The 22,758-nt window shown below is 64.2% G+C and carries 25 protein-coding genes; 13 read left to right on the plus strand and 12 right to left on the minus strand.

Annotated features, from left to right (window positions below; genetic code table 11):
* Positions 1-407: 407 nt before the first annotated feature.
* The 8 genes from CFB40_RS38620 to CFB40_RS12160 all read right to left on the minus strand — a co-directional run bounded on the left by CFB40_RS38620 (position 408) and on the right by CFB40_RS12160 (position 5,890).
* On the minus strand, positions 408-575 hold the full coding sequence (locus CFB40_RS38620; protein ID WP_179255268.1) for a hypothetical protein: 168 nt from the start codon (positions 573-575) through the stop codon (positions 408-410).
* Positions 576-577: 2 nt separating this feature from the next.
* A complete protein-coding gene (locus CFB40_RS12135; RefSeq protein WP_089431306.1) occupies positions 578-940 on the minus strand; it encodes a hypothetical protein in 363 nt (120 codons plus the stop codon).
* A 1-nt stretch (position 941) separates the two neighbouring features.
* A complete protein-coding gene (locus CFB40_RS12140; RefSeq protein ID WP_089431308.1) occupies positions 942-1,877 on the minus strand; it encodes a hypothetical protein in 936 nt (311 codons plus the stop codon).
* A 561-nt stretch (positions 1,878-2,438) separates the two neighbouring features.
* Positions 2,439-3,716 (minus strand): virulence-associated E family protein, encoded by a 1,278-nt coding sequence (locus CFB40_RS12145; RefSeq protein ID WP_143329840.1) that lies wholly within the window; start codon positions 3,714-3,716, stop codon positions 2,439-2,441.
* A gap of 131 nt (positions 3,717-3,847) precedes the next feature.
* On the minus strand, positions 3,848-4,147 hold the full coding sequence (locus CFB40_RS12150; protein ID WP_089431312.1) for a hypothetical protein: 300 nt from the start codon (positions 4,145-4,147) through the stop codon (positions 3,848-3,850).
* The gene (locus CFB40_RS38625) at positions 4,144-4,308 is read right to left on the minus strand and encodes a hypothetical protein (RefSeq protein ID WP_179255269.1); all 165 of its coding nucleotides are present in this window, start codon (positions 4,306-4,308) and stop codon (positions 4,144-4,146) included. The genes CFB40_RS12150 and CFB40_RS38625 overlap by 4 nt, the downstream gene beginning before the upstream one ends.
* Positions 4,309-4,322: 14 nt before the next feature.
* Entirely contained in the window at positions 4,323-4,517 is a 195-nt protein-coding gene (locus CFB40_RS12155) for a helix-turn-helix transcriptional regulator (protein WP_081076545.1), read from the minus strand.
* A gap of 143 nt (positions 4,518-4,660) precedes the next feature.
* Positions 4,661-5,890 carry a tyrosine-type recombinase/integrase gene (locus tag CFB40_RS12160; RefSeq protein WP_089431314.1) on the minus strand — a complete coding sequence of 410 codons (1,230 nt, stop codon included), beginning with the start codon at positions 5,888-5,890 and terminating at the stop codon, positions 4,661-4,663.
* 562 nt (positions 5,891-6,452) lie between these two features.
* Here CFB40_RS12160 and CFB40_RS12170 point away from each other — a divergent pair.
* Complete coding sequence (locus CFB40_RS12170; RefSeq protein WP_089425823.1) at positions 6,453-7,055, plus strand: hypothetical protein; 603 nt, start codon at positions 6,453-6,455, stop codon at positions 7,053-7,055.
* A 65-nt stretch (positions 7,056-7,120) separates the two neighbouring features.
* Here CFB40_RS12170 and CFB40_RS12175 read toward each other — a convergent pair whose 3' ends face one another.
* The 3 genes from CFB40_RS12175 to acs all read right to left on the minus strand — a co-directional run bounded on the left by CFB40_RS12175 (position 7,121) and on the right by acs (position 11,550).
* Positions 7,121-9,136, minus strand: coding sequence for a sodium:solute symporter family protein (locus CFB40_RS12175; RefSeq protein WP_089431318.1), 2,016 nt, complete (start codon positions 9,134-9,136; stop codon positions 7,121-7,123).
* Positions 9,137-9,139: 3 nt separating this feature from the next.
* Positions 9,140-9,484 carry a DUF4212 domain-containing protein gene (locus tag CFB40_RS12180; RefSeq protein ID WP_089431320.1) on the minus strand — a complete coding sequence of 115 codons (345 nt, stop codon included), beginning with the start codon at positions 9,482-9,484 and terminating at the stop codon, positions 9,140-9,142.
* 83 nt (positions 9,485-9,567) lie between these two features.
* Positions 9,568-11,550, minus strand: coding sequence for an acetate--CoA ligase (gene acs, locus CFB40_RS12185; RefSeq protein WP_069248434.1), 1,983 nt, complete (start codon positions 11,548-11,550; stop codon positions 9,568-9,570).
* 317 nt (positions 11,551-11,867) lie between these two features.
* Between acs and CFB40_RS12195 the strand changes: the two genes are divergently transcribed.
* The 9 genes from CFB40_RS12195 to CFB40_RS12235 all read left to right on the plus strand — a co-directional run bounded on the left by CFB40_RS12195 (position 11,868) and on the right by CFB40_RS12235 (position 19,174).
* The gene (locus CFB40_RS12195) at positions 11,868-12,761 is read left to right on the plus strand and encodes a DMT family transporter (RefSeq protein ID WP_071333524.1); all 894 of its coding nucleotides are present in this window, start codon (positions 11,868-11,870) and stop codon (positions 12,759-12,761) included.
* 113 nt (positions 12,762-12,874) lie between these two features.
* Positions 12,875-13,498, plus strand: coding sequence for a TIGR00645 family protein (locus CFB40_RS12200; RefSeq protein WP_089425827.1), 624 nt, complete (start codon positions 12,875-12,877; stop codon positions 13,496-13,498).
* 34 nt (positions 13,499-13,532) lie between these two features.
* Entirely contained in the window at positions 13,533-15,056 is a 1,524-nt protein-coding gene (locus CFB40_RS12205) for a fumarate hydratase (RefSeq protein WP_069248436.1), read from the plus strand.
* A 194-nt stretch (positions 15,057-15,250) separates the two neighbouring features.
* Complete coding sequence (gene bfr / locus CFB40_RS12210; protein WP_011352652.1) at positions 15,251-15,727, plus strand: bacterioferritin; 477 nt, start codon at positions 15,251-15,253, stop codon at positions 15,725-15,727.
* 39 nt (positions 15,728-15,766) lie between these two features.
* Complete coding sequence (murI, locus tag CFB40_RS12215; RefSeq protein ID WP_089425828.1) at positions 15,767-16,627, plus strand: glutamate racemase; 861 nt, start codon at positions 15,767-15,769, stop codon at positions 16,625-16,627.
* 150 nt (positions 16,628-16,777) lie between these two features.
* Positions 16,778-17,014 carry a (2Fe-2S)-binding protein gene (locus CFB40_RS12220; protein ID WP_039370093.1) on the plus strand — a complete coding sequence of 79 codons (237 nt, stop codon included), beginning with the start codon at positions 16,778-16,780 and terminating at the stop codon, positions 17,012-17,014.
* 218 nt (positions 17,015-17,232) lie between these two features.
* Positions 17,233-17,964, plus strand: coding sequence for an energy transducer TonB (locus CFB40_RS12225; protein ID WP_089425829.1), 732 nt, complete (start codon positions 17,233-17,235; stop codon positions 17,962-17,964).
* 36 nt (positions 17,965-18,000) lie between these two features.
* Entirely contained in the window at positions 18,001-18,732 is a 732-nt protein-coding gene (locus CFB40_RS12230; protein WP_085043642.1) for a MotA/TolQ/ExbB proton channel family protein, read from the plus strand.
* A 13-nt stretch (positions 18,733-18,745) separates the two neighbouring features.
* The gene (locus CFB40_RS12235; RefSeq protein WP_039370086.1) at positions 18,746-19,174 is read left to right on the plus strand and encodes an ExbD/TolR family protein; all 429 of its coding nucleotides are present in this window, start codon (positions 18,746-18,748) and stop codon (positions 19,172-19,174) included.
* 387 nt (positions 19,175-19,561) lie between these two features.
* Here the strand turns inward: CFB40_RS12235 and CFB40_RS12240 are convergent, their stop codons facing one another.
* Positions 19,562-20,536 carry a LysR family transcriptional regulator gene (locus CFB40_RS12240; RefSeq protein WP_011352658.1) on the minus strand — a complete coding sequence of 325 codons (975 nt, stop codon included), beginning with the start codon at positions 20,534-20,536 and terminating at the stop codon, positions 19,562-19,564.
* A 122-nt stretch (positions 20,537-20,658) separates the two neighbouring features.
* Between CFB40_RS12240 and CFB40_RS12245 the strand changes: the two genes are divergently transcribed.
* The 3 genes from CFB40_RS12245 (at position 20,659) to hemP (ending at position 22,503) form a co-directional block, all read left to right on the plus strand.
* Positions 20,659-21,531, plus strand: coding sequence for a pirin family protein (locus tag CFB40_RS12245; RefSeq protein WP_089431322.1), 873 nt, complete (start codon positions 20,659-20,661; stop codon positions 21,529-21,531).
* A 99-nt stretch (positions 21,532-21,630) separates the two neighbouring features.
* Entirely contained in the window at positions 21,631-22,113 is a 483-nt protein-coding gene (locus tag CFB40_RS12250; RefSeq protein WP_039370078.1) for an SRPBCC family protein, read from the plus strand.
* A 138-nt stretch (positions 22,114-22,251) separates the two neighbouring features.
* Entirely contained in the window at positions 22,252-22,503 is a 252-nt protein-coding gene (gene hemP / locus CFB40_RS12255; protein ID WP_039370075.1) for a hemin uptake protein HemP, read from the plus strand.
* Positions 22,504-22,758 lie beyond the last annotated feature (255 nt).

Raw genomic sequence — 22,758 nt, forward strand, 5'->3', positions numbered from 1 at the left:
CCCTGTGGTGCGCGCTGCGCATTCGCCAGGGCGATGGCCACGCATTCCAGGGCTGTCGCAGTGCGGCGAAGGTCGTTCACTGCGTGCGCCACGACGGGCGCCGTGATGCTGCCTGCCCCTGCCAGCAGGGTGCGATATCGCGCAAGCAGAGCGCTCGTTTCGCCGAGTTTATCGGCGGCTTCGGTAATAGTGTTTCGTGCGTTCATTATCGTATGTGCTTAGTAGTGCGTCACATTTCCGGCCCGACGCTGGCGAAGAAACAGGCCCGTTTGAGATTGCCGGTGGAACCCATACCGCGAGCCAGATCATCAACCGCACGCCTGGTCAGTGCGCCCACGTTCTTTCCATGATGCCGCGTCGTGAGCTACAGCATCCCGCGTTAATTCCCGGCGGGCACGGGGTGAAAATCAGTTTGCCGTGGCTGGCTGACTGTCCAGCGCGCGCCGCAGCAGCGCCGTTGCGGCCTGGTTGAAGCTCAGTTCCGCGCCAACGCGTTGCGACATGGTGCGTCGCTCGGCATCGATGCGTTCGCGCACGTCACGCGGGAGAGTCAATGAGACTTTTTGCTGTTCCATATTCAAAGCTCCAAGGGCCTCCAGTCGGCCCAACGCTCGACACGGCCGACCGCTGCGACCGTCTGCAGCCGCTGAAAGTCCGCGAGGCGCGCGCGCAGCATCTGGAGTGCCTTTGCCCGTTGCGCGTCGTTCAAGCCGAACCGCTCACGCAGCCATACGCTTGCGGTGTCGTTGCCGTAGCGAAACGCACCGCCGCCAGGAAGCGTGACAATGAGGCGGGGATTGCCTTCGTTGTCGGCGCCACGGTCGGCGAACGACACTCCCGCTAGGATCGTGGCGCATTCAGCCGGCAGCGCATCCGTCGCGGCGTTGCTCGCGACGGGCGCGCGCCGTGCGCCGAAAAAAGATGCGAGGCGCGCGAGCATGTCAGGCCACCGTCCAGAAATCAGCTGCTGGGTTCGGGATAACCGGCTGCAGGTTGCCGAACACGATCAGTTCCTGGTCGCCGCTCACGTTGAGGCGCTTCACATGAACGCTCAGTTCGGGGCGTACCGCGACAGCAGCGCGATTGAACAGGCCCACCACCGTCTTGTCGGTCGATGCCGTCAGTTCGGCCGGAATGCCGGGGCCCGCGACGAACACGCCGTCACCACGGAACGACGCCCCTGCGCCCGCCGTGCCCACCAGCGCGCGGGCTTCGTCCAACTTCGCGTGACGGGCCGCCAGTGCGCCGATGCTGAACGCGGCGGGCGTTGCAGCCAGGACGGCAGCCAGGAACAGATGGTCCGCCATCTCACCCAAGCCCAGCGCAATCGCGATCACGAAGTCGTCGGACAGCAGATCGCCGCCCACATCACGACGCTGCGCGCGCGTGATCTTGCTGCGGAAAGCGAAATTCGGCGCATCGCTCCAGCTGAAATCGGCGTCCTCGAAGGAGATAGCGGACAGTGCTGCGTCCTGGCCATCCGTCACGCTGGCGAACGATGCCGGCAGCACGCTTCGGACTTTTGACGGGTTCGTGTAGAAGCCCGGATGGTTGGCGCCACTCTCCGCGCCGAACTGCGGTGCGGGCTTCTCGGGCGCGACGATCAGGCGCGCACCAGCAGCGACGACGCGGCTGTTTTCGCGCATCAGCGCTTCCGGATTCAGGTCGTTCGTCTTGCCGGCGTCCACCAGGTTGAGGCGGTAGTAGCTTTCGAAGCCTTCGCGCATTGCAAACGCGCGGGTCAGGTCGATGCTGCCCGACGAAACTGCCGGCTTCGGCGTGCGGAATACTTCGCCGTTGGGTCGGTCGTGCTCGACGTACCCCAGCGCGCGCTGGGCACCTTCCATCAGTTCGTGAATCGGGTTCGGTTGAGCCATGTTCGGGAATCCTTTTGATGAGTTTTCCCGCATTGTTCAGCTTTTCGATGCGCGGTTCCTCCCGTGGGATTTCCGCGACCAGCGAACGAACGTTCACTGCGTTTCACAATGAGAAATGGAAATGGGGTTTTGGGGCCGCACAGATATCCAGAGCGGCGGGGAAGGTGCCCCCGCCCCCTCCACGGCCCTGGGAAGGACCCAAATGAAAGCCATTCTCATTTGTGCGCGCCATCCCAGCCACGCAGCATCCCCGCCAAGGATGCACGTACCCCGCGCCACCAGCCTCGCCACGCCGCTCGCTGTCACTCGGCAATACCGGCGTAACCACGTAACCATGTAACCGCTGTAACAGCGAAACTTCAAACTTCCTATATATCTCCCGTAGAACTAATCACACTCTTTAAAACTATCGGTTACGGTGGTTACGGTAGTTACTACAGGCTGAAACCATTCAGGGGCGCAGGATTTAGCCGTTACCACCTGGCGGCATATCGTGGTTACGGTTCGTTTGACGGTGGTTGCAAAAAGCCCCGCTCAGTGGCGGGGCTGCTGGTGGGTCGGTTAGATCGGGCGTTCATCGTCGTCAACGTTGCGCACCCATACCCTGGTGGGCTTGCCGCACCGTCTCAGCAGCCGGCGTTCGTAGCCAAGCACCCCCAGGATTCGACAGGCGCGCATCTGCTCGCTCTTACCCTGTCGCGCGGTGTCAACTCCGATGCCGGCCAGCACTTCGGAAACCAGGACTTCGCTGCGACCCAGGCACCACTGGCCGATTGTTTCTTCCCATGCATCCGTTTCGCGCCGCTCGTCAGTCTGCGCCCTGGCAGCATCGGCCGGAACGTCCCACCATGTCGCGCCGCCATTGAACGCGTCGACGGCTTCAGCGAAAAGCTGTTCACGATTGCCCTGCAGCCATTCGTGATCGATGCTCGCAACGGTAAGCGGCCAGAAACGGCGCGCACCGGTCGCATCGCGCAGGTATTCGTGTTCGTTGGTCGTGCCGGCGAACACAACGCGGCGAGGCAGGTTGACGGCGCGCTTTGCATACGGCAGCCGGCAGCGGTCCTGGCACGACGACAATGCTTGCTTGATGCGTGTCACTTCGGTCTTTCGGAACGCGTCGAGTTCTGCGACTTCGATCAGCCACGTGCCCTGGATGGTAACGAAAAAATCCTTCGTATCCATGCCTTCAGAAAGTTCGGAAAAATACTTTCCGCCAAGGATGCCCAGCAGCTTCGATTTGCCGGCGCCCTGGGAGCCTTCGAACACTGGCATGGTGTCCACCTTGCACCCAGGCACAAGGCCACGCGCGACCATCGACAGAATGAAGTTTCGGCCAATGGCGTTGTGATACTCGTCGTCCGGCGCGCCCACCGCGCGTCGAAGCCAACCATCCAGACGCGGCCTGCCGTCCCAGCGCAGTACCCGCAGCCAGTCGCGCAGTTCGTCGCGCTGGTCGGCCTGCGCAACAGCGATGGCCGCCTTGTCGATCAGTTCGTCGCCGAACTTCACCAAGCCGAAGTCGCGCTGGAAAACTGCCGCAACCAGCAAGCGGTCAGCGTCCGTCCACTGGCGTGGCTCGTCGCAGTCCCAGGTCGTGAAAATGTCCTGGTGGAACGTGTCGTAGTAGATTTTTCCGGCGAAGCGCGGATGCCGCTGCAGCACCGCAATGGCTGCATCCAGGTTCGCGTAGGGATCGCCACGCATGTCGGTTGCCAGCGCGATGCCGTGGCGTGCCATTGCTTCGACGGCCTCGATGCCATTCCTCGGCCTGGGCGCGTTGTCGTCTACGGGGGCAGCCTTCCGCTTTTCCCGCTGTTCGGCCTCCCAGGCGAGCAAGCCGGGTGGCTTCTGCGCGATAGGGGGCTTCTATTTCTGGTGGCGCTTGCCAAGCCCCGCATCCGGCTTGGCCACGGGCAGCGTGCCTTCCGCCATCATGCGACGGACTTCCTCGATAGGAATAAGTGCGGTCACTCGGCAGCACCTCCCGCGCGTTCGCGCTTCGACAGCCAGCCGATGGCCTTCAGCGAACGACGCACCATTCCTTTCGTGCGCGTGACGCCGCCACTCGTCCCGTAGTTGAAGCACCGCAAAATCATTTCGCCTGCGTCATCGAACGACAGGCCGCGTTGCATAGCGTCCATCATCCAGCGAATCACCGTGTCATCAACGGCCAGTTGGTGGCCTGCCTCGATAATTTTCAGTGATTGTTCGTTAATCATCTTCCACGCTGCAAAGTCTGCCGGCGTCATGCGGTTGATTTCGCTCACAGCACCCCCCCGTTCGAAATTGCGATCAGGGCTAGCACTGCGAACAGGCCAAAGGGACGGTCGCAGTCGGTGAAGATTCGAGCAAAACGATTGAGCATGGTGATATAATTAGGAATACTGTTTTTGTGGTGAGTGATATCCTTGTGGGAGGCGTTCGGCATGGTCGGCGTCTCCCTTATTTTTGCCCGCGTGCCGCCATGCGGGCAGCCATCCATTCTTCTACTTCGCTCTCAACCCAGGCCGCAGCTTTCGGGCCGATTTTTACCGGTGGCGGGAATCCGCAGCCAGCGTAAACCGAAGATCGAGTCAGGCCGGTTTTGTAAATCACTTCGTGAATGCGCAGGAAGCGCTGTGGGTTTTGGTCAGCCATTTTGGAATTGATCCGGGTGGGGTTGTGATGCGTCCATTAAAACGTACTCGGACGATCAATTCCTCCCGTGGGATTTCCGTTTTCCTCGCGCTCCGTTTAAACGCAAGCAGGCAAGAAAAACCCCGCACTAGGCGGGGTGTTCGTCACGCTGCGATGGCGGTTTGCGGTGATGCCTGCGGTGTCTCGATGTAGGCCGCCCAGTCGTCCATCAGGCTGCGACGCTTCTCAAACAGCGTGCCGCGCTGGTAGGCAGCCTCGGCCTTGTCCTTCAGCTGGTGCGCCAATGCGTGTTCGATGACTTCGCGAGCGTGATGTGTCTGCTCGCCGGCCCAATCGCGGAATGTCGAGCGGAACCCGTGAACTGTCAGGCCAGTGTGACCCATGTCCTTCAACAGCTTCAGCATGGCCATGTTCGACAGCCCCTTGTCGCCGGTCCAGCCTGGGAAAACGAATTCGCAATCGTCGTCCACGTCGCGAGCGGCCTGCATTTCCTTCAGGATTTCGACGGCGCGTGCCGACAGCGGGATGGTGTGTTCCTTGGATGCCTTCATGCGACCAGCTGGCACCGTCCAGACGTTTTGCGCCAGGTCTGCTTCGCTCCACTGCATGCCGATAGTTTCGCCCGTGCGCGACGCTGTCAGAATGGTGAATTCCAGCGCCCGCGCCGCCACGCCTGGCTGTTGCCGCAGTTCCTGGATGAACGCGGCAATGGCGCGGTAGGGCATCGCTTCGTGGTGCTTCTCCTTCTGCACTTTGCCTGGCGGCGGCAGAAGAGTGTCCAGGTGGTGCCTCCAGCGCGCGGGGTTATCGCCGGTCCGTAGGTGCCGCGTCGTCGCCCAGGCCAGGACGCGCTCGATACGGCCACGCACGCGCGACGCGGTTTCGTTTTTCTTCATCCACAGGTCATCGCGCTCCAGGATGCGAACGACGTGCTGGGTGTCAACGTGCGCCACATCTAGGCTGCCGATTACCGGACTGGCGTATGTCGCCAGAGTGTTCGTCCACTGCTCGGCATGCTTCGGGTTCTTCCAGCCGCCCCGGTGCGCCGCGATGTACGCCGCGCTGCACTGGTCGAACGTCATCCGGCTGGCGGCCTGGGCTTTGGCGGCGGCGCGCTCGGCCATCGGGTCCTCGCCACGCGCAAGGGCGGCGCGCAGCTCCGTAGCTTTGTCCCTGGCGGCCTTCAGGCTCACGTCCGGAAATGGCCCCAGGCCAAGGTTGCGCGTCTTGCCGTGCCGCGCGTACCGGAATATCCAGGACTTCGTTCCGGACTGGCTGACCTGCAGCCAGAGGCCGCCGCCGTCACCGTGGTAGCCGCGCCGATCTTCCTTGGTGACCGCGACTGCCGATAGCTTGTGAATTCCCCGACCCATGTTCTCTCCGCCTAACTTTTCTACATACGTCTGTACATACGTTTTGACGCGCGATTTGAACGGACAATGGTAGACGTTCTTGGATTAAAAATGCAAGAAAATCAATGCAATGCGTGACCGGGAGTGATTGCCCGTGAACAGGAATGATAGGCGGAGATAGTCCCTCTCTCCGCCAGTCTTCAAAAATGCCCGCGCCAGCGGGCATTTTCGTTTCCGATGAGAGGCAAGCCGACAGGTCGGCTGGCACGGGGAATTCGAAGGGAGTCGGTCGGCTACAAGAACGGGGCGACCGTCGCTGCAACCTCTCGAAAAGGAACGGACGACGAGGTGACGTTTATCTTCAAACGCGACGGCCTCTGGTCGTGGAAGTTGAGCGCAGTCAATCTGCCGATCGACAAATTCGGTTCAAACTGATCACCAGGAAGCGGCCCCGCCCCTGCGCAGCCGGCTCGCTTCCCTGCTTGATCCGAGCGTGCAGCACACAGCAAATCCCGAACACCCCACGCTAAAGAAGCGTATTCTCCTGACGATATCCAGGGTTTCATCACCGCGAGTCAGATCCATGCGATTGAGTCCACGGTTCGCCATGATGGCTGTTGCTGCGACGATGCTGTCAGCTTGCGCGACGGCATTTTCGCCCGCGTCGATCAGCACGACCATCGCGGTGACCGCTCCCCCGCCGCTCGAAAAATCGCTGCGCGACGGCGGATCGTCGACCGACCTGTCGGTCATCGGTCAGCCCGCCTCCCCATTTCGCACGCTTCTTTCCGTTCGCGACTGCGCCGCAGGCAAATGCGCAGCGGGAATTGCCAAGCCGACGCTCGCGGTCACGGTCCAGCGCGTGTCCGAGGGACAGGCGGCGATACGGTTCTCGGTCAACGGAGAGATCGGCAGCAGCCAGACGCTGACATCGCAAGCCGGGAACGCCACGTCGGAAGTAATCATGTCGATCCCGTCCGGCGTGACACCGATCAACGATCAATTTGCCGTCGATCGGGTCGCGACGATCAAGGTTGGCGAGTTCCGCCACGTGGCCTTGCCGCATGGCATCCGTGCCTATGTCTGCGTCGCCATCCCGAACGCCAAAGGCGTGACGGATGGAAGCTGTGATTTCAACCGGGTGCAGACGACCAAGGGAGCCGAGCTCGGCATTTCAGCGCTCTGACCCACCCGTCATGGCGCCAACACGAACGGGTCCCGGCACTTGAGCAATGCCGGACGACACCCGCGTCACGGATGCCGGATGTAATCCACCAGCGCCCGCGTATATTCATCCGGCTTTCGGTCAAACAGACTCACGACGATCGCCACCGCGAACCCCGCCGGCACCCCGAACACCCCCGAGCTGATCGGCTCGATCCCGAACCACGTGCTCCCCGCGAACCCCGTCAGTTGCGTGAAGTACGGATAGGTCGACACGATGTAGTACACGCACACGGCGAGCCCGGTCACCATCCCCGCGATCGCGCCACGCGTCGTCGTGCGCTTCCAGAACACGCCGAGCACGAGCACTGGAAAGAAGCTCGAGGCCGCCAGCGAGAACGCGGCGCCGACGAGAAACAGGATCTTCCCGGTATTGAGCGACGCGACATACGACGCGAACAGCGCGACCCCGAGCAGCAGCACCTTCGAGATCGTCACGCGCCGCTGGCTCGACGCATCGGGCGCGACCATGCAGTAATAGACGTCGTGCGACAGCGCGTTCGCGATCGTCAGCAACAGCCCGTCCGCGGTCGACAGCGCCGCGGCCAGCGCACCGGCCGCGATCAGCCCCGACACGACATACGGCAGCCCGGCGATCTCCGGCGCGGCCAGCACGACCATGTCCGGCTGCATCTGGATTTCCGACCAGTGTACGATGCCGTCCCGAATCACCTCGACGACGCTGATCAGGTCGGGCTCGAAGTGATGCCATTGCGTGACCCACGCCGGCAATTCGGCGAACGGCCGCCCGACGAGGTTCGCGAGGATCTCGTACTTGATCAGCACCGCGAGCACCGGCACGCTCAGGTAGAACAGCGCGATGAAGAACAAGGTCCACCCGACCGAGCGCCGTGCGGACGCGACCGACGTGGTCGTGTTGTAGCGCGTCAGGATGTGCGGCAGGCTCGCGGTGCCGAGCGACAGGCACAGCAGCAGCGCAAGGAAATTCCGCTCGCGCGGCTTGCGTTCGTCTTCGCTCGCGGCGGGAAACGGCTCGTGCATCGGCACGGGAGGCTCGGCACGGGCCAGCAGATCGTCGCGCGCCTGCGTCCACGCGACGCGCGCCGCCGCCGGATCGCGCGGGAAATCGGCCAGTTCGCGCTCGCGCTGGCTGATCTCGCGCAGCGGCCCGTTGTGGCGGCGCAGGTCGGCCAGCTGGTCGGCGAGATGCCGGCGGGCGTCCGCATGGGATGCCGGCAGCCGGTCGAGCCGCGTCTGGATATCCGCGGCCTGCCGGCGGTACGTGTCGCGCACCTGCTGCTCGTCGAACGCATCGCGCACCTGCGCCTCGCGCGCCGCGACCCGCTCCATCAGCTTGCCGTAATTGAACTGCGGCACGGGGCCGAGCCCGTTCTTCATCGCGATCAGCGACACCGGAATCAGGATCGCGCTGATCAGGATGATGTACTGCGCGACCTGCGTCCACGTGACCGCGCGCATCCCGCCGAGAAACGAGCACACGAGAATGCCCGCGAGCCCGCAGAAAATCCCGATCGCGAAATCGACGCCAATGAAGCGCGTCGCGATCAGGCCGATCCCCTGGATCTGCGCGACCAGGTACACGAACGAACACAGGATCGCCGCACCGGCCGCCAGCGCGCGCACGGCCGTACTCGAAAAGCGCGTCCCGAGAAAATCGGGAATCGTGTAGCGCGCGAGCTTGCGCACATAAGGCGCGAGCAGGAACGCGACGAGGCAGAACCCGCCCGTCCAGCCCATCACGTAGGCGAGCGCATCGTAGCCGGTCGCGTAGAGCGATCCGGCCAGGCCGATGAACGATGCGGCCGACAGCCAGTCGGCCGCGGTCGCCATCCCGTTGAAGGCAGACGGCACGCGCCGCCCGGCCACGTAGTATTCGACGAGATCGGACGTGCGCGACAGCAGCCCGATCACCGCATACACGGCGATCGGCACGAACAGGAACACGTAGCCGATCCAGACGCCGGAGCCGGTGGCCCGCTCGATCCGCCACATCAGCAGCACGAACCCGAGAAACCCCAGCGTGTAGAGCGCGTAGGCGCGGATCAGTCGGCGCGTCAGCATGGATCAGCGCCCACCGTTCGCGTGGCCGGCGCGTGCCGCATGATCGTCGTACGCACGGCGCAGCGTGCGGTCCGCGCGTTGCATCAGCCCGATGTAGACGACGATCAGCACGAGGTACACGAGAATCGCGCCCTGTGCGCCGACGTAGAACGGCAGGCTGAACCCGGCGAAACGGATCCCGGCGAGCGCGGGCCCGAAGAACGGCACGATGAACGATACCGAAAAGCCGATCACCATCAGCACCGCGATCAGCGCGACGTTGAAGCGCCAGTAGCGTGCGTGGGCACGCGCGAGCGGCTCGGGAACGGGAGGGGGCGCGGCAGGCGCGGGACGGGTCGGAACGGTCATGCGGTTATGTAACAAAAAGCCCCTGCGCGGGCAATCGGGATTGCCGCGCAGGGGCTCGTGCGCGTGATGCGCAACCGGTACGATCAGCGCACTTCGGCGAGTTGCTCGAGGATGGCCGGGTTCTCGAGCGTGGACGTATCCTGCGTGATCGCCTCGCCCTTCGCGAGCGAACGCAGCAGGCGCCGCATGATCTTGCCCGAGCGCGTCTTCGGCAGGTTGTCGCCGAAGCGGATGTCCTTGGGCTTCGCGATCGGCCCGATCTGCTTGCCGACCCAGTCACGCAGCGTCTTCGCCAGCGCCGCCGCTTCCTCGCCTTCCGGACGCGAACGCTTCAGCACCACGAACGCGACGACCGCCTCGCCCGTCGTATCGTCCGGACGGCCGACCACGGCCGCCTCGGCCACGAGCTCGTGCGAGACCAGCGCCGATTCGATTTCCATCGTGCCGAGCCGGTGGCCCGACACGTTCAGCACGTCGTCGATCCGGCCCATGATCGTGAAGTAGCCGGTGTCCTTGTCGCGCACGGTGCCGTCGCCGGCCAGATACAGGCGCCCGCCGAGTTCCTCGGGGTAGTAGCTCTTCTTGAAACGCTCCGGGTCGCCCCAGATCGTGCGGATCATCGCGGGCCACGGGCGCTTGACGACGAGAATGCCGCCCTGCCCGTTCGGCACGTCCTGGCCGGTTTCGTCGACCACCGCGGCCATGATGCCCGGCAGCGGCAGCGTGCACGAACCGGGCACGGTCGGCGTCGCGCCCGGCAGCGGCGTGATCATGTGGCCGCCCGTCTCGGTCTGCCACCACGTGTCGACGATCGGGCAGCGCTCCTGGCCGACGTGCTTGTGATACCACATCCATGCTTCCGGATTGATCGGCTCGCCGACGGTGCCGATGATGCGCAGGCTCGACAGGTCGTAGCTCTTCGGATGCACCTTGTCGTCGGCCTCGGCCGCCTTGATCAGCGAGCGGATCGCGGTCGGCGCGGTGTAGAACACGGTGACCTTGTGGTCGCCGATCATCTTCCAGAAACGCCCGGCGTCCGGATAGGTCGGCACGCCTTCGAACACGACCTGCGTGCCGCCGCATGCGAGCGGGCCGTACGTGATGTACGTGTGGCCGGTGACCCAGCCGATGTCGGCCGTGCACCAAAACACGTCGGTGGGCTTCCAGTCGAAGGTCCACTTCATCGTCTGCGCGGCCCACAGCAGGTAGCCGCCCGTGCTGTGCTGCACGCCCTTCGGCTTGCCGGTCGAGCCCGACGTATACAGGATGAACAGCGGGTGCTCGGCGCCGACCCATTCCGGCTCGCACTGGTCGGATTCGCCGGCCGTCAGTTCGTGCATCCACAGGTCGCGCTCGGCGTGCCAGTCGATCTTGCCGCCGGTGCGGCGATAGACGATCACGCTCTTCACGGCCTCGCAGCCGCCCAGCGCGATCGCTTCGTCCGCGATGCTCTTCAGCGGCAGCGTCTTGCCGCCGCGCGCCTGCTCGTCGGCCGTGACGAGCGCGGTCGCGCCGACGTCGACGAGCCGCTCGTTCAGCGACTTCGCGGAGAAGCCGCCGAACACGACCGAGTGCGTCGCGCCGATGCGCGCGCAGGCCTGCATCGCGACGATGCCTTCGATCGACATCGGGATATAGATGACGACGCGGTCGCCCTTGCCGATCCCGCGCTTCTTCAGCGCATTTGCGAACCGCGATACGCGTGCGAGGAGATCCGCATAGGTGACGCGCGTGACGGTGCCGTCGTCGGCTTCGAAGATCACCGCGACGCGCTCGCCGTTACCGGCTTCGACGTGACGGTCGAGGCAGTTGTACGACGCGTTCAGCTCGCCGTCGTCGAACCACTTGTAGAACGGCGCGTTGGACTCGTCGAGCACTTTCGTGAACGGCTTGTGCCACGCAAGACCCTCGCGCGCAAGACGCGCCCAGAATCCTTCGTAATCGTTCTCGGCTTCAGCGGCGAGCGCACGATAGGCCGGCATGCCGGAAATGGTCGCCGCCTGTTCGAGCGCCGCGGGCGGCGCAAACTGACGGGTTTCGTGAAGAACCGATTCAATCGCAGACATCGACTACCCCTTGGTGAACATGAATCCTCTGCATGGCGGCGCGATCGTGCGCACCGCGCGTCTTGGCCGGCGCAAGCGCGCCGCTGTCTCCTACCCACCACCCGCGCACGGCCCGAAGGCCGCTGCGCGATGCTGCGCCGCACCACGTCGCACGAAGGCGACCGGGCGACCCGACAGTTTCCACGATAAGCGCTCGAACTTACCCGTCACTTACGCGGCACGGCCGTTTCGCCCTTCGGGCGGCGCCCGCGTGCAGCTTTACGCTGTAACGAGCGCGACCCTACAATCCTAACTGAACTCGCCTTCCGGATTCCAGCTTGAATCGCTACGCTTTCTTTCTCGTGCTGTCGATGCTGTTCGTCGGCAGCAACGTCGGTATCGGTAAATCGATCGTCGTCTTCGTCCCCGTCGCCATCCTCGCCACGCTGCGCTTCGTGATCGCGATCGCCGTGCTGTGGCCGCTGTTCAGCCCGGTGAAAATGCGCACGGTCAAGCGCGGCGAATGGCTGAACCTGTTCCTGCAGGCGTTCTTCGGCACCTTCATGTTCACGCTGCTGATGCTGAACGGCGTGCAGCGCACGAGCGCGGTCGCGGCCGGCGTGATCACCAGCACGATCCCGGCGATCGTCGCGCTGTTCGCGTGGCTGATCCTGCGTGAAAAACCGAACGGCCGTGCGCTCGTGTCGATCGCACTCGCGATCGCCGGCGTCGTGACGATCAACCTCGCGAACGGCAGCGCGGCCGGGCACGGCACGTCGTCGCTGACCGGCAACCTGCTGATCCTCGGCGCGGTGTGCTGCGAATCGATCTACGTGATCCTGTCGCGCCGCCTCACGCAAACGCTCGCGCCAATCGACATCTGCGCGTACACGCACCTGTTCGGCCTGTGCCTGATGCTGCCGCTCGGCGCGACGGCGATGTGGCATTTCGATTACGCGAGCGTGCCGGCCGGCACCTGGGCGCTCGTCGTCTGGTATGGCCTGTCGGCCAGCATCTTCTCGTTCTGGCTGTGGATGAAAGGCATCCGGCACGTGCCGGGCAGCCTTGCCGGCGTGTTCAGCGCGGTGCTGCCGGTCGCGGCCGCCGCGTATGGCATCGCGTTCCTCGGCGAGCGCCCGACGCTCGCCCACGGCATCGCGCTCGCGTGCGTCGTCACCGGCATCGTGCTGGCCAGCCTGCGCGTGAAACGCGTGCCGGCCGCCGCCTCCTGATCCGTCCCCGGCAGCGCCGGCGCGTCACTGCAGTCGCGCCGGCCGACGCGTTACAATAGCGCGCCTTTTCAAGATTACCCCCGATACCTGCGCACCGCGCCCGACTGTCCACCATGTCTGCCCCGCATTCGCCCGGCCGCCCCGCGCGTCGCCCGCTTCGCCCGCTTCCCGCGCTGATTTTCATGAGCCGCTGGCTCCAGGTTCCGCTTTACCTCGGCCTGATCGTTGCGCAGGCCGTCTATGTGTTCCTGTTCCTGAAGGAAGTCTGGCACCTGCTGTCGCATGCGACGAGCCTCGACGAAATCAGCGTGATGCTCGCGGTGCTCGGCCTGATCGACGTGGTGATGATCTCGAACCTGCTGATCATGGTGATCGTCGGCGGTTACGAGACGTTCGTGTCGCGCCTCGGCATCGAGGGTCACCCCGACGAGCCCGAGTGGCTCGACCACGTGAACGCGGGCGTGCTGAAGGTCAAGCTGTCGATGGCGCTGATCAGCATTTCGTCGATCCACCTGCTGAAGACGTTCATCAACCCCGACCAGCACACGATGCACGCGATCATGTGGCAGGTGATCATCCACGTGTCGTTCCTGGTGTCGGCGCTCGTGATGGCGTGGGTCGACCGCCTGACGACGCACACGCACCCGGCCCATTTCCACGAGCCGCACGCCCACGGCGCGCACGCGCCCGCGGCGAACGAGTCCCGCAAGCCGGCCGACGCAGCCGTCAACGCATAAACGCATTCCCCACTGTCCCCACAGAGTCTCAGCCATGACCGTCATCAAACAGGAAGACCTGATCCAGAGCATCGCGGATTCGCTGCAGTACATCAGCTACTACCATCCGCTCGACTACATCCAGGCCCTCGGCCGCGCGTACGAGCTGGAAGAGAGCCCGGCCGCGAAGGATGCGATCGCGCAGATCCTCACGAACAGCCGCATGTGCGCGGAAGGCAAGCGCCCGATCTGCCAGGACACCGGCATCGTCACGATCTTCGTGAAGGTCGGCATGGACGTGCGCTGGGACGGCGCGACGATGGGCCTCACCGACATGATCAACGAAGGCGTGCGCCGCGGTTACACGCACCCGGACAACGTGCTGCGCGCGTCGATCGTCAATCCGCCGGAAGGCGCCCGCAAGAACACGAAGGACAACACGCCGGCCGTGATCCACTACGAGATCGTGCCGGGCGACAAGGTCGACGTGCAGGTCGCGGCGAAGGGCGGCGGCTCGGAGAACAAGTCGAAGTTCGTGATGCTGAACCCGTCCGACTCGATCGTCGACTGGGTGCTGAAGACGGTCCCGACGATGGGCGCGGGCTGGTGCCCGCCCGGCATGCTGGGGATCGGCATCGGCGGCACCGCCGAAAAGGCGATGCTGATGGCGAAGGAATCGCTGATGGAGCCGATCGACATCCAGGAAATCATCGCGCGCGGCCCGAAGGACTGGGTCGAGGAACTGCGCGTCGAGCTGCACGAGAAGGTCAACGCGCTCGGCATCGGCGCCCAGGGCCTCGGCGGCCTGGCAACCGTGCTCGACGTGAAGATCATGGCGGCACCGACGCACGCGGCATCGAAGCCGGTCGCGCTGATTCCGAACTGCGCGGCGACGCGCCATGCGCACTTCGTGCTCGACGGCTCGGGCCCGGCCAAGCTTGAAGCGCCGTCGCTCGACGCATGGCCGAAGGTCAACTGGGAACCGAACACGGAAACCAGCAAGCGCGTCGACCTCAACACGCTGACGCCGGAAGAAGTCGCGAGCTGGACGCCGGGCCAGACGCTGCTGCTGTCGGGCAAGATGCTCACCGGCCGCGACGCTGCGCACAAGCGCATCGCCGACATGCTCGCGAAGGGCGAGAAGCTGCCGGTCGACTTCACGAACCGCGTGATCTACTACGTCGGCCCGGTCGATCCGGTCCGCGACGAAGTGGTCGGCCCGGCAGGCCCGACGACGGCCACGCGCATGGACAAGTTCACCGAGACGATGCTCGCCCAAACCGGGCTGATCTCGATGGTCGGCAAGGCCGAGCGCGGCCCGGTCGCGATCGACGCGATCAAGAAGCACAAGGCGGCCTACCTGATGGCCGTCGGCGGCGCAGCTTACCTCGTGTCGAAGGCGATCCGCGGTGCGAAGGTGCTCGCGTTCGAAGACCTCGGCATGGAAGCGATCTACGAGTTCGACGTACAGGACATGCCGGTGACGGTCGCCGTCGATTCGTCGGGCACGTCGGTGCACCAGACCGGTCCGAAGGAGTGGCAAGCGAAGATCGGCAAGATCCCGGTCGCAGCCGCTTAAGCGCGATCGAACGAAAGGCCGGACGCGAGTCCGGCCTTTTTACTTCTCATTCTCATTATTGTGTGTGGCCGGTTGTTCGAGGCTGATTCTCATTACACGCAAAAGGCAGGCCCGGCAAGGCTTCGAGGCTTGGCTTTTCTCGTTCGAGCGATTATCGTTCGGTTTCTGAAGCCCCACTGAACAAGGAACAAGCCATGCAAGGCGACAAGAAAGTCATCGAATATCTGAACGCCCAGTTGAAGAATGAACTCACGGCGATCAACCAGTACTTCCTGCATGCGCGCATGTACAAGCACTGGGGCCTCGAGAAGCTCGGCAAGCACGAGTACGACGAGTCGATCGGCGAAATGAAGCACGCCGACTGGCTGATCGAACGCGTCTTCATGCTCGACGGCCTGCCGAACCTGCAGGATCTGCACAAGCTGCTCGTCGGCGAGGAAACCGAAGAGATCCTGAAGTGCGACCTGAAGCTCGAACAGATCTCGCAGTCCACCTGCAAGGAAGCGATCGCCTACTGCGAATCGGTCCGTGACTACGTGTCGCGCGAGATCTTCGAAAAGATCCTCGACGACACCGAAGAGCACATCGACTGGCTGGAAACGCAGATCGACCTGATCGGCAAGGTCGGCCTGCAGAACTACCAGCAAACGATGATGGGGTCGCCGGAGTAAACTCGCTCCACGCTTCCCGTTACCGCCCCCGGCCCGTTCATGTCGACACCCTCCGTTATTCCTGCGACGGCCACGACCGTCGCCCCCATCGGCATCTTCGATTCAGGGCTGGGCGGCCTGTCGGTGCTGCGCGCCGTGCGCGCGCAGCTGCCCGACGAATCGTTCATCTACGTCGCCGATTCGCACCATGCGCCGTATGGTCCGCGCGACGAGGCGTTCATTACGGAACGCACGCTGGCAATCGGCGAGTGGCTGGCCCGCGAAGGGGCGAAAGCGCTCGTCATCGCGTGCAACACGGCGACCGCACGTGCGATCGCCACGGTCCGCGAACACCTGTCGATGCCGCTCGTCGGCGTCGAGCCGGGCATCAAGCCCGCCGCCGCCGTGTCCGCGAGCGGCGTCGCGGGTGTACTCGCCACGCAGTCGACGCTGAACAGCCCGCGCTTCCAGGCGCTGCTCGACCGCTACGGCGCCGGCCGCCGCTTCATCTGCCAGCCCGGCCACGGGCTCGTCGAGGCCATCGAGCGCGGCGATACGAATTCGCCCGCGTTGCGCGCGTTGCTCGACAGCTACCTGCAACCGATGCTCGACGACGGCGCCGATACGCTGGTACTCGGCTGCACGCATTACCCGTTCTTCACGGAAACGATTCGTGACCTTGTGGGCGACCGCCTGACGCTCGTCGACACCAGCGACGCGATCGCGCGCCAGCTCGTGCGGGTACTCGACGAGCGCAACCTGCGCGCACCGGCCGGCACGCGCGCAGCACCGCCCCGCTTCTGCTCGACCAGCGACGGCCGCCAGTTGCAGGTGCTCGCCTCGACGCTGCTCGGCCTCGCCGCACCGGTCGAATCCGTCACCATTTCCTCGCCGAACGCGCGCGCCTGCGCGACCGCCTGATACCGGCCGGCACGCCCACTTCCGCGTGCCGCTCCACCCTCCCGACGTTTCAAGGGTCCGATGCCCTTAAAAAAAGCCTGCCCCAGGCTTGTCAACGTCCACGAATTTAATGATAATAATTCGCATTACCGTTAGCTATCGCAACTCATCATGATCGTCTGCGTGTGCAAGTCTGTTTCCGATCGCAAGATTCGCGCGTCCCTCGCAGAGGGCGTGAACTCTTTCGATGAACTCCAGTTCGAGCTTGGCGTGGCCACGTGCTGCGGCAAGTGCGAGGAGTCCGTACGCGACCTCATGGCCGAACAGGGCGTCTGCGCGAGCCGGTGCGGTGTCGAGCATCACGCTCACCCGATCCCGGTCACGTTCTACGAACGCAAGGCCGCCTGACCGGCGCCGAGTGTGCGCATGCGGCCCAGGCCGCATTTTTTGTTTTGACCGTCAGCAAGCCACCGTCTGCGCGAGCCAGCGGCTTACCTGCCAAGGAGCCTGTCATGGAATTGCTGATCGGATTTGTGACCACCGTTTGCATCTCGCTGCTGATCTTCCGCAAGTGATGCCGATTCACCCGCCGCGCCCCGGGTGCGACATCGTTCTTTCAAGCTAACATGCAGGCTTCGCATCTCGCTCCTGCCGGCGCCGTGCCGGCTGCACCACGTATGAATCCCCGAGTGATCGTCGTCGCGGTCGGTGTGCTTGCCGCACATGCGATCATGCTGACGGCCGCCTGGCTCCATCGCAACGCGCCGCCGCCGCCGAAGGAGATCGAGGTTCAGTCGATCACCGCGCAGCTCATTCCGCCTGCCCCTCCTGCCCAGCCGGTCGCGGTCCAGTCGGCCGCGCAGCAGCCTACGCCGCCCAAGCCCACGCCGCGCGTGAAGCCGAAGGTCGAGCCGAAGCCGGTGCAGAAGGCGGTCCCGACGCCTCAACCCGTCTCGCAGGCACCATCGCCGACGCCCGCGCCGGCAGTGGCCGACCCGACACCGGCTCCGGCCGCGCCGGCGCCTGCTGCACCGGCTGCAGCACCCGGCCCGGCGCGCGAGACGATGCAGGTCAGCGCGCCGAAGAACGTGTCGGCGCTCAGCTGCAATTTCGTCAAGCCGACCTATCCGTCGATGTCGCGCCGTCGCGGCGAAACGGGCACGGCCTATGTTCACTTCATCATCGGCGTGACGGGCAAGATCGAAAGCGTCCAGCTGCAGAAGAGCAGCGGCTACCCGCGTCTCGACGAAGCCGCGCTCGACGCGACGCGCGCCAGCACCTGCCCGCCGTATATCGAGAACGGCCAGGCGATCCGCGCCGCCCATACGCTGCCCTTCAACTTCACGCTTGACGACTAACCCGTCATATTCGGTAGATTCAAAGGAAACAAGAAAATGCAAAGCTACGGTATCGCGCACGTCTGGGCGCAAGGTGATTTCGTCACGCGCGCCATCGCGATCACGCTGCTCGTGATGTCGGTCCTGTCGTGGATCGTGATCGTCATCAAGGGCTGGAACGTGATCCGACTGAACCGCCTGACGAAGAACGCCGAACAGGCATTCTGGCATTCGGACAATTTCGACGACGGCGTCAAGAAGCTCGGCCTCGCCGCATCGACGCCGAACGACAACCCGTTCCTCGCGCTCGCGCTGTCGGGCAAGGAAGCCGCCGATCACCACCACCAGACGCAACCGCACCTGCACGATCGCATGGACGTGTCGGACTGGGTCACGCGCTGCCTGAAGGACACGATGGACGAAGGCATCTCGCGCATGCAGAGCGGTCTCGCGATCCTCGCGTCGATCGGCAGCACGGCGCCGTTCGTCGGCCTGTTCGGCACGGTCTGGGGGATTTATCACGCCCTGCTCGCGATCGGCGCATCCGGCCAGACGTCGATCGACCAGGTCGCGGGCCCGGTCGGCGAATCGCTGATCATGACCGCCTTCGGCCTGTTCGTCGCGATCCCGGCCGTGCTCGGCTACAACGCACTCACCCGCGCGAACAAGGGTGTCGTCAGCAAGCTGCGTCGCTTCGCGCACGGTCTGCATGCGTACTTCGTGACGGGCGCGAGCCTGGCCTCGTCGTCGACGCGCGACGGCCTGCGTCTCGCGACGCGCGCCAGCTGAGGCGGGGTGAACCATGGCAATGAACACCGGTTTCAGCGACGATGACGACGATGCAGTGATGAGCGAGATCAACATGACGCCGCTCGTCGACGTCATGCTCGTACTCCTGATCATTTTCCTCGTGACGATCCCGGCGATGCAGCATGCGGTGAAGATCGACCTGCCGCACGCCAGCAGCCAGCCCGTCGACGAAAAGCCGCAGACGGTCGACGTCGCGATCCAGGGTGACGGCACGATCCTGTGGGACGACCACACGGTCACGCGCGCACAATTGCAGGAACGCATCGCGGAAGCGGCAAAGCGCACGCCGCAGCCGGAGTTGCACCTTCGCGCGGATCGCAAGGTCGCGTACGAACACGTCGCGGAAGTGATGTCGGATGCGCAGGCAGGCGGCCTGACGAAGCTCGGCTTCGTGACGGAGCCGGGCGCGAAAGCGAAGTAACGCGCGCACGTCTTGCGGTAACGCATCGCCGGCGCCTAGCCGGCCGCACCTAGCCGGCCGCGCACAAAGTAAAAGGCCTTCATCGCCAGATGAAGGCCTTTTTTCATGCGCACGCGGGCGCCTTCGGGCGGCGGGCTCTTTGGCGGTATCGGTTGCGCCTCGAGCAACGCAAATGCGACTCTGCCGTGGTCTGCACGGACTGCGCGTTCTGCCCTATCTGGCTCACAATATATGCGGCCACCTGATTTCGCTCAGAACTTCCTTCACGAAATGGGATTTCAATATAGGCCCGCATGCACGCGCATTCAAGGTTCCGGCGATTGAAACTTGCGATTGCAGGCGACGCTTCAATGACAAAACAAATTTGCGTCGCCGTGCACGTCGTGTTCAGGTCGCCGAAACATCGGCCGCCGCTTCCTTCTTTGCGCGTTCCGGGCACCCCGGATCCTTGTAGGCGCCATGATCGAGCTTCTCGACCAGATAGTCGACGAACGCACGCACCGCGGGCGGCATCCCCTGCCGCGACACGAACACCGCGTACAGTTGCGGTACGGGCAACGTCCAGCCCGGCATCACCGGCGACAGTTGCCCCGCGCGCAGCGCGTTGCCGTACATCATCTCCGGCAACGCCGCGATGCCGAGGCCATCGAGCACGGCTTCACGGATCGTCATCAGGTCGGCCGTCACAAGCCGCGGGTCGTGCTCGTGCACGTGACGCGTTCCGTCCGGCGCGATCAGGTTGAACACGTGCCGCCCGTCGACGCTCGGCGTATCGAGTGTCTCGAAGCCGCTCAGGTCGTCCGGTACCAGCGGCGGCGCATTCTGGCTCAGCAGGCTCGGCGCGCCGACCAGCATCTGCTCGGTGCGCCACAGCGGCCGCACGACGATGTTCGCGTTCTGAGGCGGCTCCGAGCGCACGCGCAGCGCGACGTCGATCGAATCCTCGAACAGGTCGATCACCCGATTCGTCACGCGGACGTGCACCTTCACCTCGGGATAGCGACGCAGGAATTCGGGCAGGATGCGCGACAGCATCGTCTGCGACAGCGTCACGGGCACGCTGACGCGCACCGAGCCGCGCGGCGATGAGCGCAACTGCTGCACCGCGTTCATCGCCGCCTGCGCTTCGGCCAGCATCGCCTGGCAATGCTGGTAGAACAGTTCCCCCGCCTCGGTCAGCGCGAGCTTGCGTGTGGAGCGCTGCAGCAGGCGCACGCCGAGCGCCGCCTCGAGTTCGGTCAGGCGCCGCGACAGGCGCGATTTCGAGATGCCCAGCACGCGCTCCGCGGCCGAGAAACCGCCATGTTCGACGACCTGCGAAAAGTACATGAGGTCGTTCAGGTTATGTGCATCGATATTCATGTCATCGTTCCAATTTCAGAACAATCCATTGCGAACCTTCGCGAATTGAACGGTAAAACGCCCAATATAATAGCGCTATGTTTCAAAAATAACGCTATTCCGTTGATTTCGAGGGCTTCCGCATGACGACCGCTCGCTCGCTTGACCGCACCTACCCCGCGCTTCGCACGACCGAAGGCGGCGGCTTCGTGGTTCACCGCCCGTTCCCGACCCGGCTGCTGATGGATTTCGATCCGTTCCTGCTGCTCGACGAAATGGGCCCCGTCGACTACGCGCCCGGCGAAGCCAAGGGCGCCCCCGACCATCCGCATCGCGGCTTCGAGACCGTGACCTACGCGCTCGACGGGCGCTTCCGCCATCGCGACTCGTCCGGCCATGCCGGCACTCTCGGCCCGGGCGACGTGCAATGGATGACGGCGGGCGCCGGCGTCGTGCACAGCGAGATGCCGGACCCGGAATTCGCGCAAACGGGCGGTCGCTCGCACGGTTTCCAGCTGTGGGTCAACCTGCCGCGCCGCGACAAGCTGATCGCACCGCGCTACCAGGAGATCCCCGCCGACCGCATCCCGACCGCGACCTCACCTGACGGCCGCGCACGGGTGCGCGTGATCGCCGGCGAAGCGTTCGGCGTCCGCGCCGCGATCGAGACACGCACACCGATCCTCTACCAGCATTTCACGCTGCAACCGGGCGCAACGGTCACGCAGACCGTCCCGGCAGGCTATCGTGTGTTCGCCTATCCGATCGACGGAACGGGCCTCTACGGGCCCGCCAGGCAGGCGGTCGACGCACGACACATGGTCGTGTACTGCGATGACGGCGACACCGTCACGTTCGCCGCCGGCGACACGCCGCTCGACCTGCTGCTGATCGGCGGCGTGCCGCTCAACGAGCCGATCGTCCGCTACGGCCCGTTCGTGATGAACACCGAGGAAGAGATCCGGCAGGCGGTCGTCGACTACCAGACCGGTCGCATGGGGCGCATCGAAGCATGACGCACGGACGGGCGCGCAGGTGCCGCGAAACCGCCCGTTTTGCGTCACAATGACTTCTTGAACCACGTGGCCGCCCGCCACCAGAAGGAACTCGTCCCCTTGAACTTCGAACATCTGATCCAGATCAATTCCGACGATCCGGCCGTGCCGACCCTCACCCGCGACCAGCTCTGGGAAGGTCTCGTGTTGCGCGCCGAACAGCCGCAACTGTTCGTGCTCGGCCTCGACAGCTGTGTCGTCCACGAACGGACGGACACGACGCTCGAACGCGAGCTGCACTACGGTCACGCGACCGTGCGCGACCACGTCACGTTCACGCCGAACCAGCAGGTTCGCTACGACATCCTCGCCGCCGATGGCGAGATCGGCGGCTCGCTGACGATGACGATCGAGGAGCGCGACGACCACGAGCTGTTCCTGCGTTTCGAATACCGCACGACGCTGGTCGTCACGGACGACAGCGAAGACGCGCGTCAGACGCACGGGATCGTCAAGGAAGCGTACCGCACGTCGGATATCGACACGGTCCGCCTGATCCGCGAATACGCGCAGGGCCGCAAGGACCCCGATCCGCTGCACTGAACCCGATCGCGGCCTACGGGCCGCCCCTTTGACTCAAGCTATCAGGCTCGTCGTTTCGATCGATAAAGAGTTTTTGTAAATGGGAATAGTTATCATTTAGAATTCATTCCATCGTATCGACAGTCACCGATCAACCGAATGACCGACACCATGCGCCCGACCCCGACCACGCTGACCTTGCGCCGCACGACCGGCACCGCAGGCAGCAGCCGTCAGAAGACGGCAGCGGTCACCACGCCGGCGAAACCCGCCGGCAACCGCGAAGCAGGCACGCGGGTCGTCAGCAGCGATGCGCTGCTGCAAGGCCAAAGCCACGTCAGCATCGCGCATAACGGAGAGACCTATCAGTTGCGCGCCACACGGCTCGGCAAACTGATCCTGACGAAGTAAGACAGAGTATTGTGGGGACCACCTCCCTGAGAGGTGTTGGGCAGTAGCCAGCGTAACGGCTTGCACGCGAGATCTAGACCCCTTCGTGCAAACACACTCAAGCAGCCGTTGCAGCAAGCCAAGCCACTTTTTTTGGTTCTCGCACAAGGAAGAAAAAAAGCGACACGTCCTTCGACGTGTCGCTTTTTTGTTTGGGCGCCCGATGCGTGAAGCATGCCGCCCAGGTTCGTTACCGCGTCGCTGCGTGACCGCCGA

Source organism: Burkholderia sp. AU31652, assembly GCF_002223155.1.
Classification (GTDB): domain Bacteria; phylum Pseudomonadota; class Gammaproteobacteria; order Burkholderiales; family Burkholderiaceae; genus Burkholderia.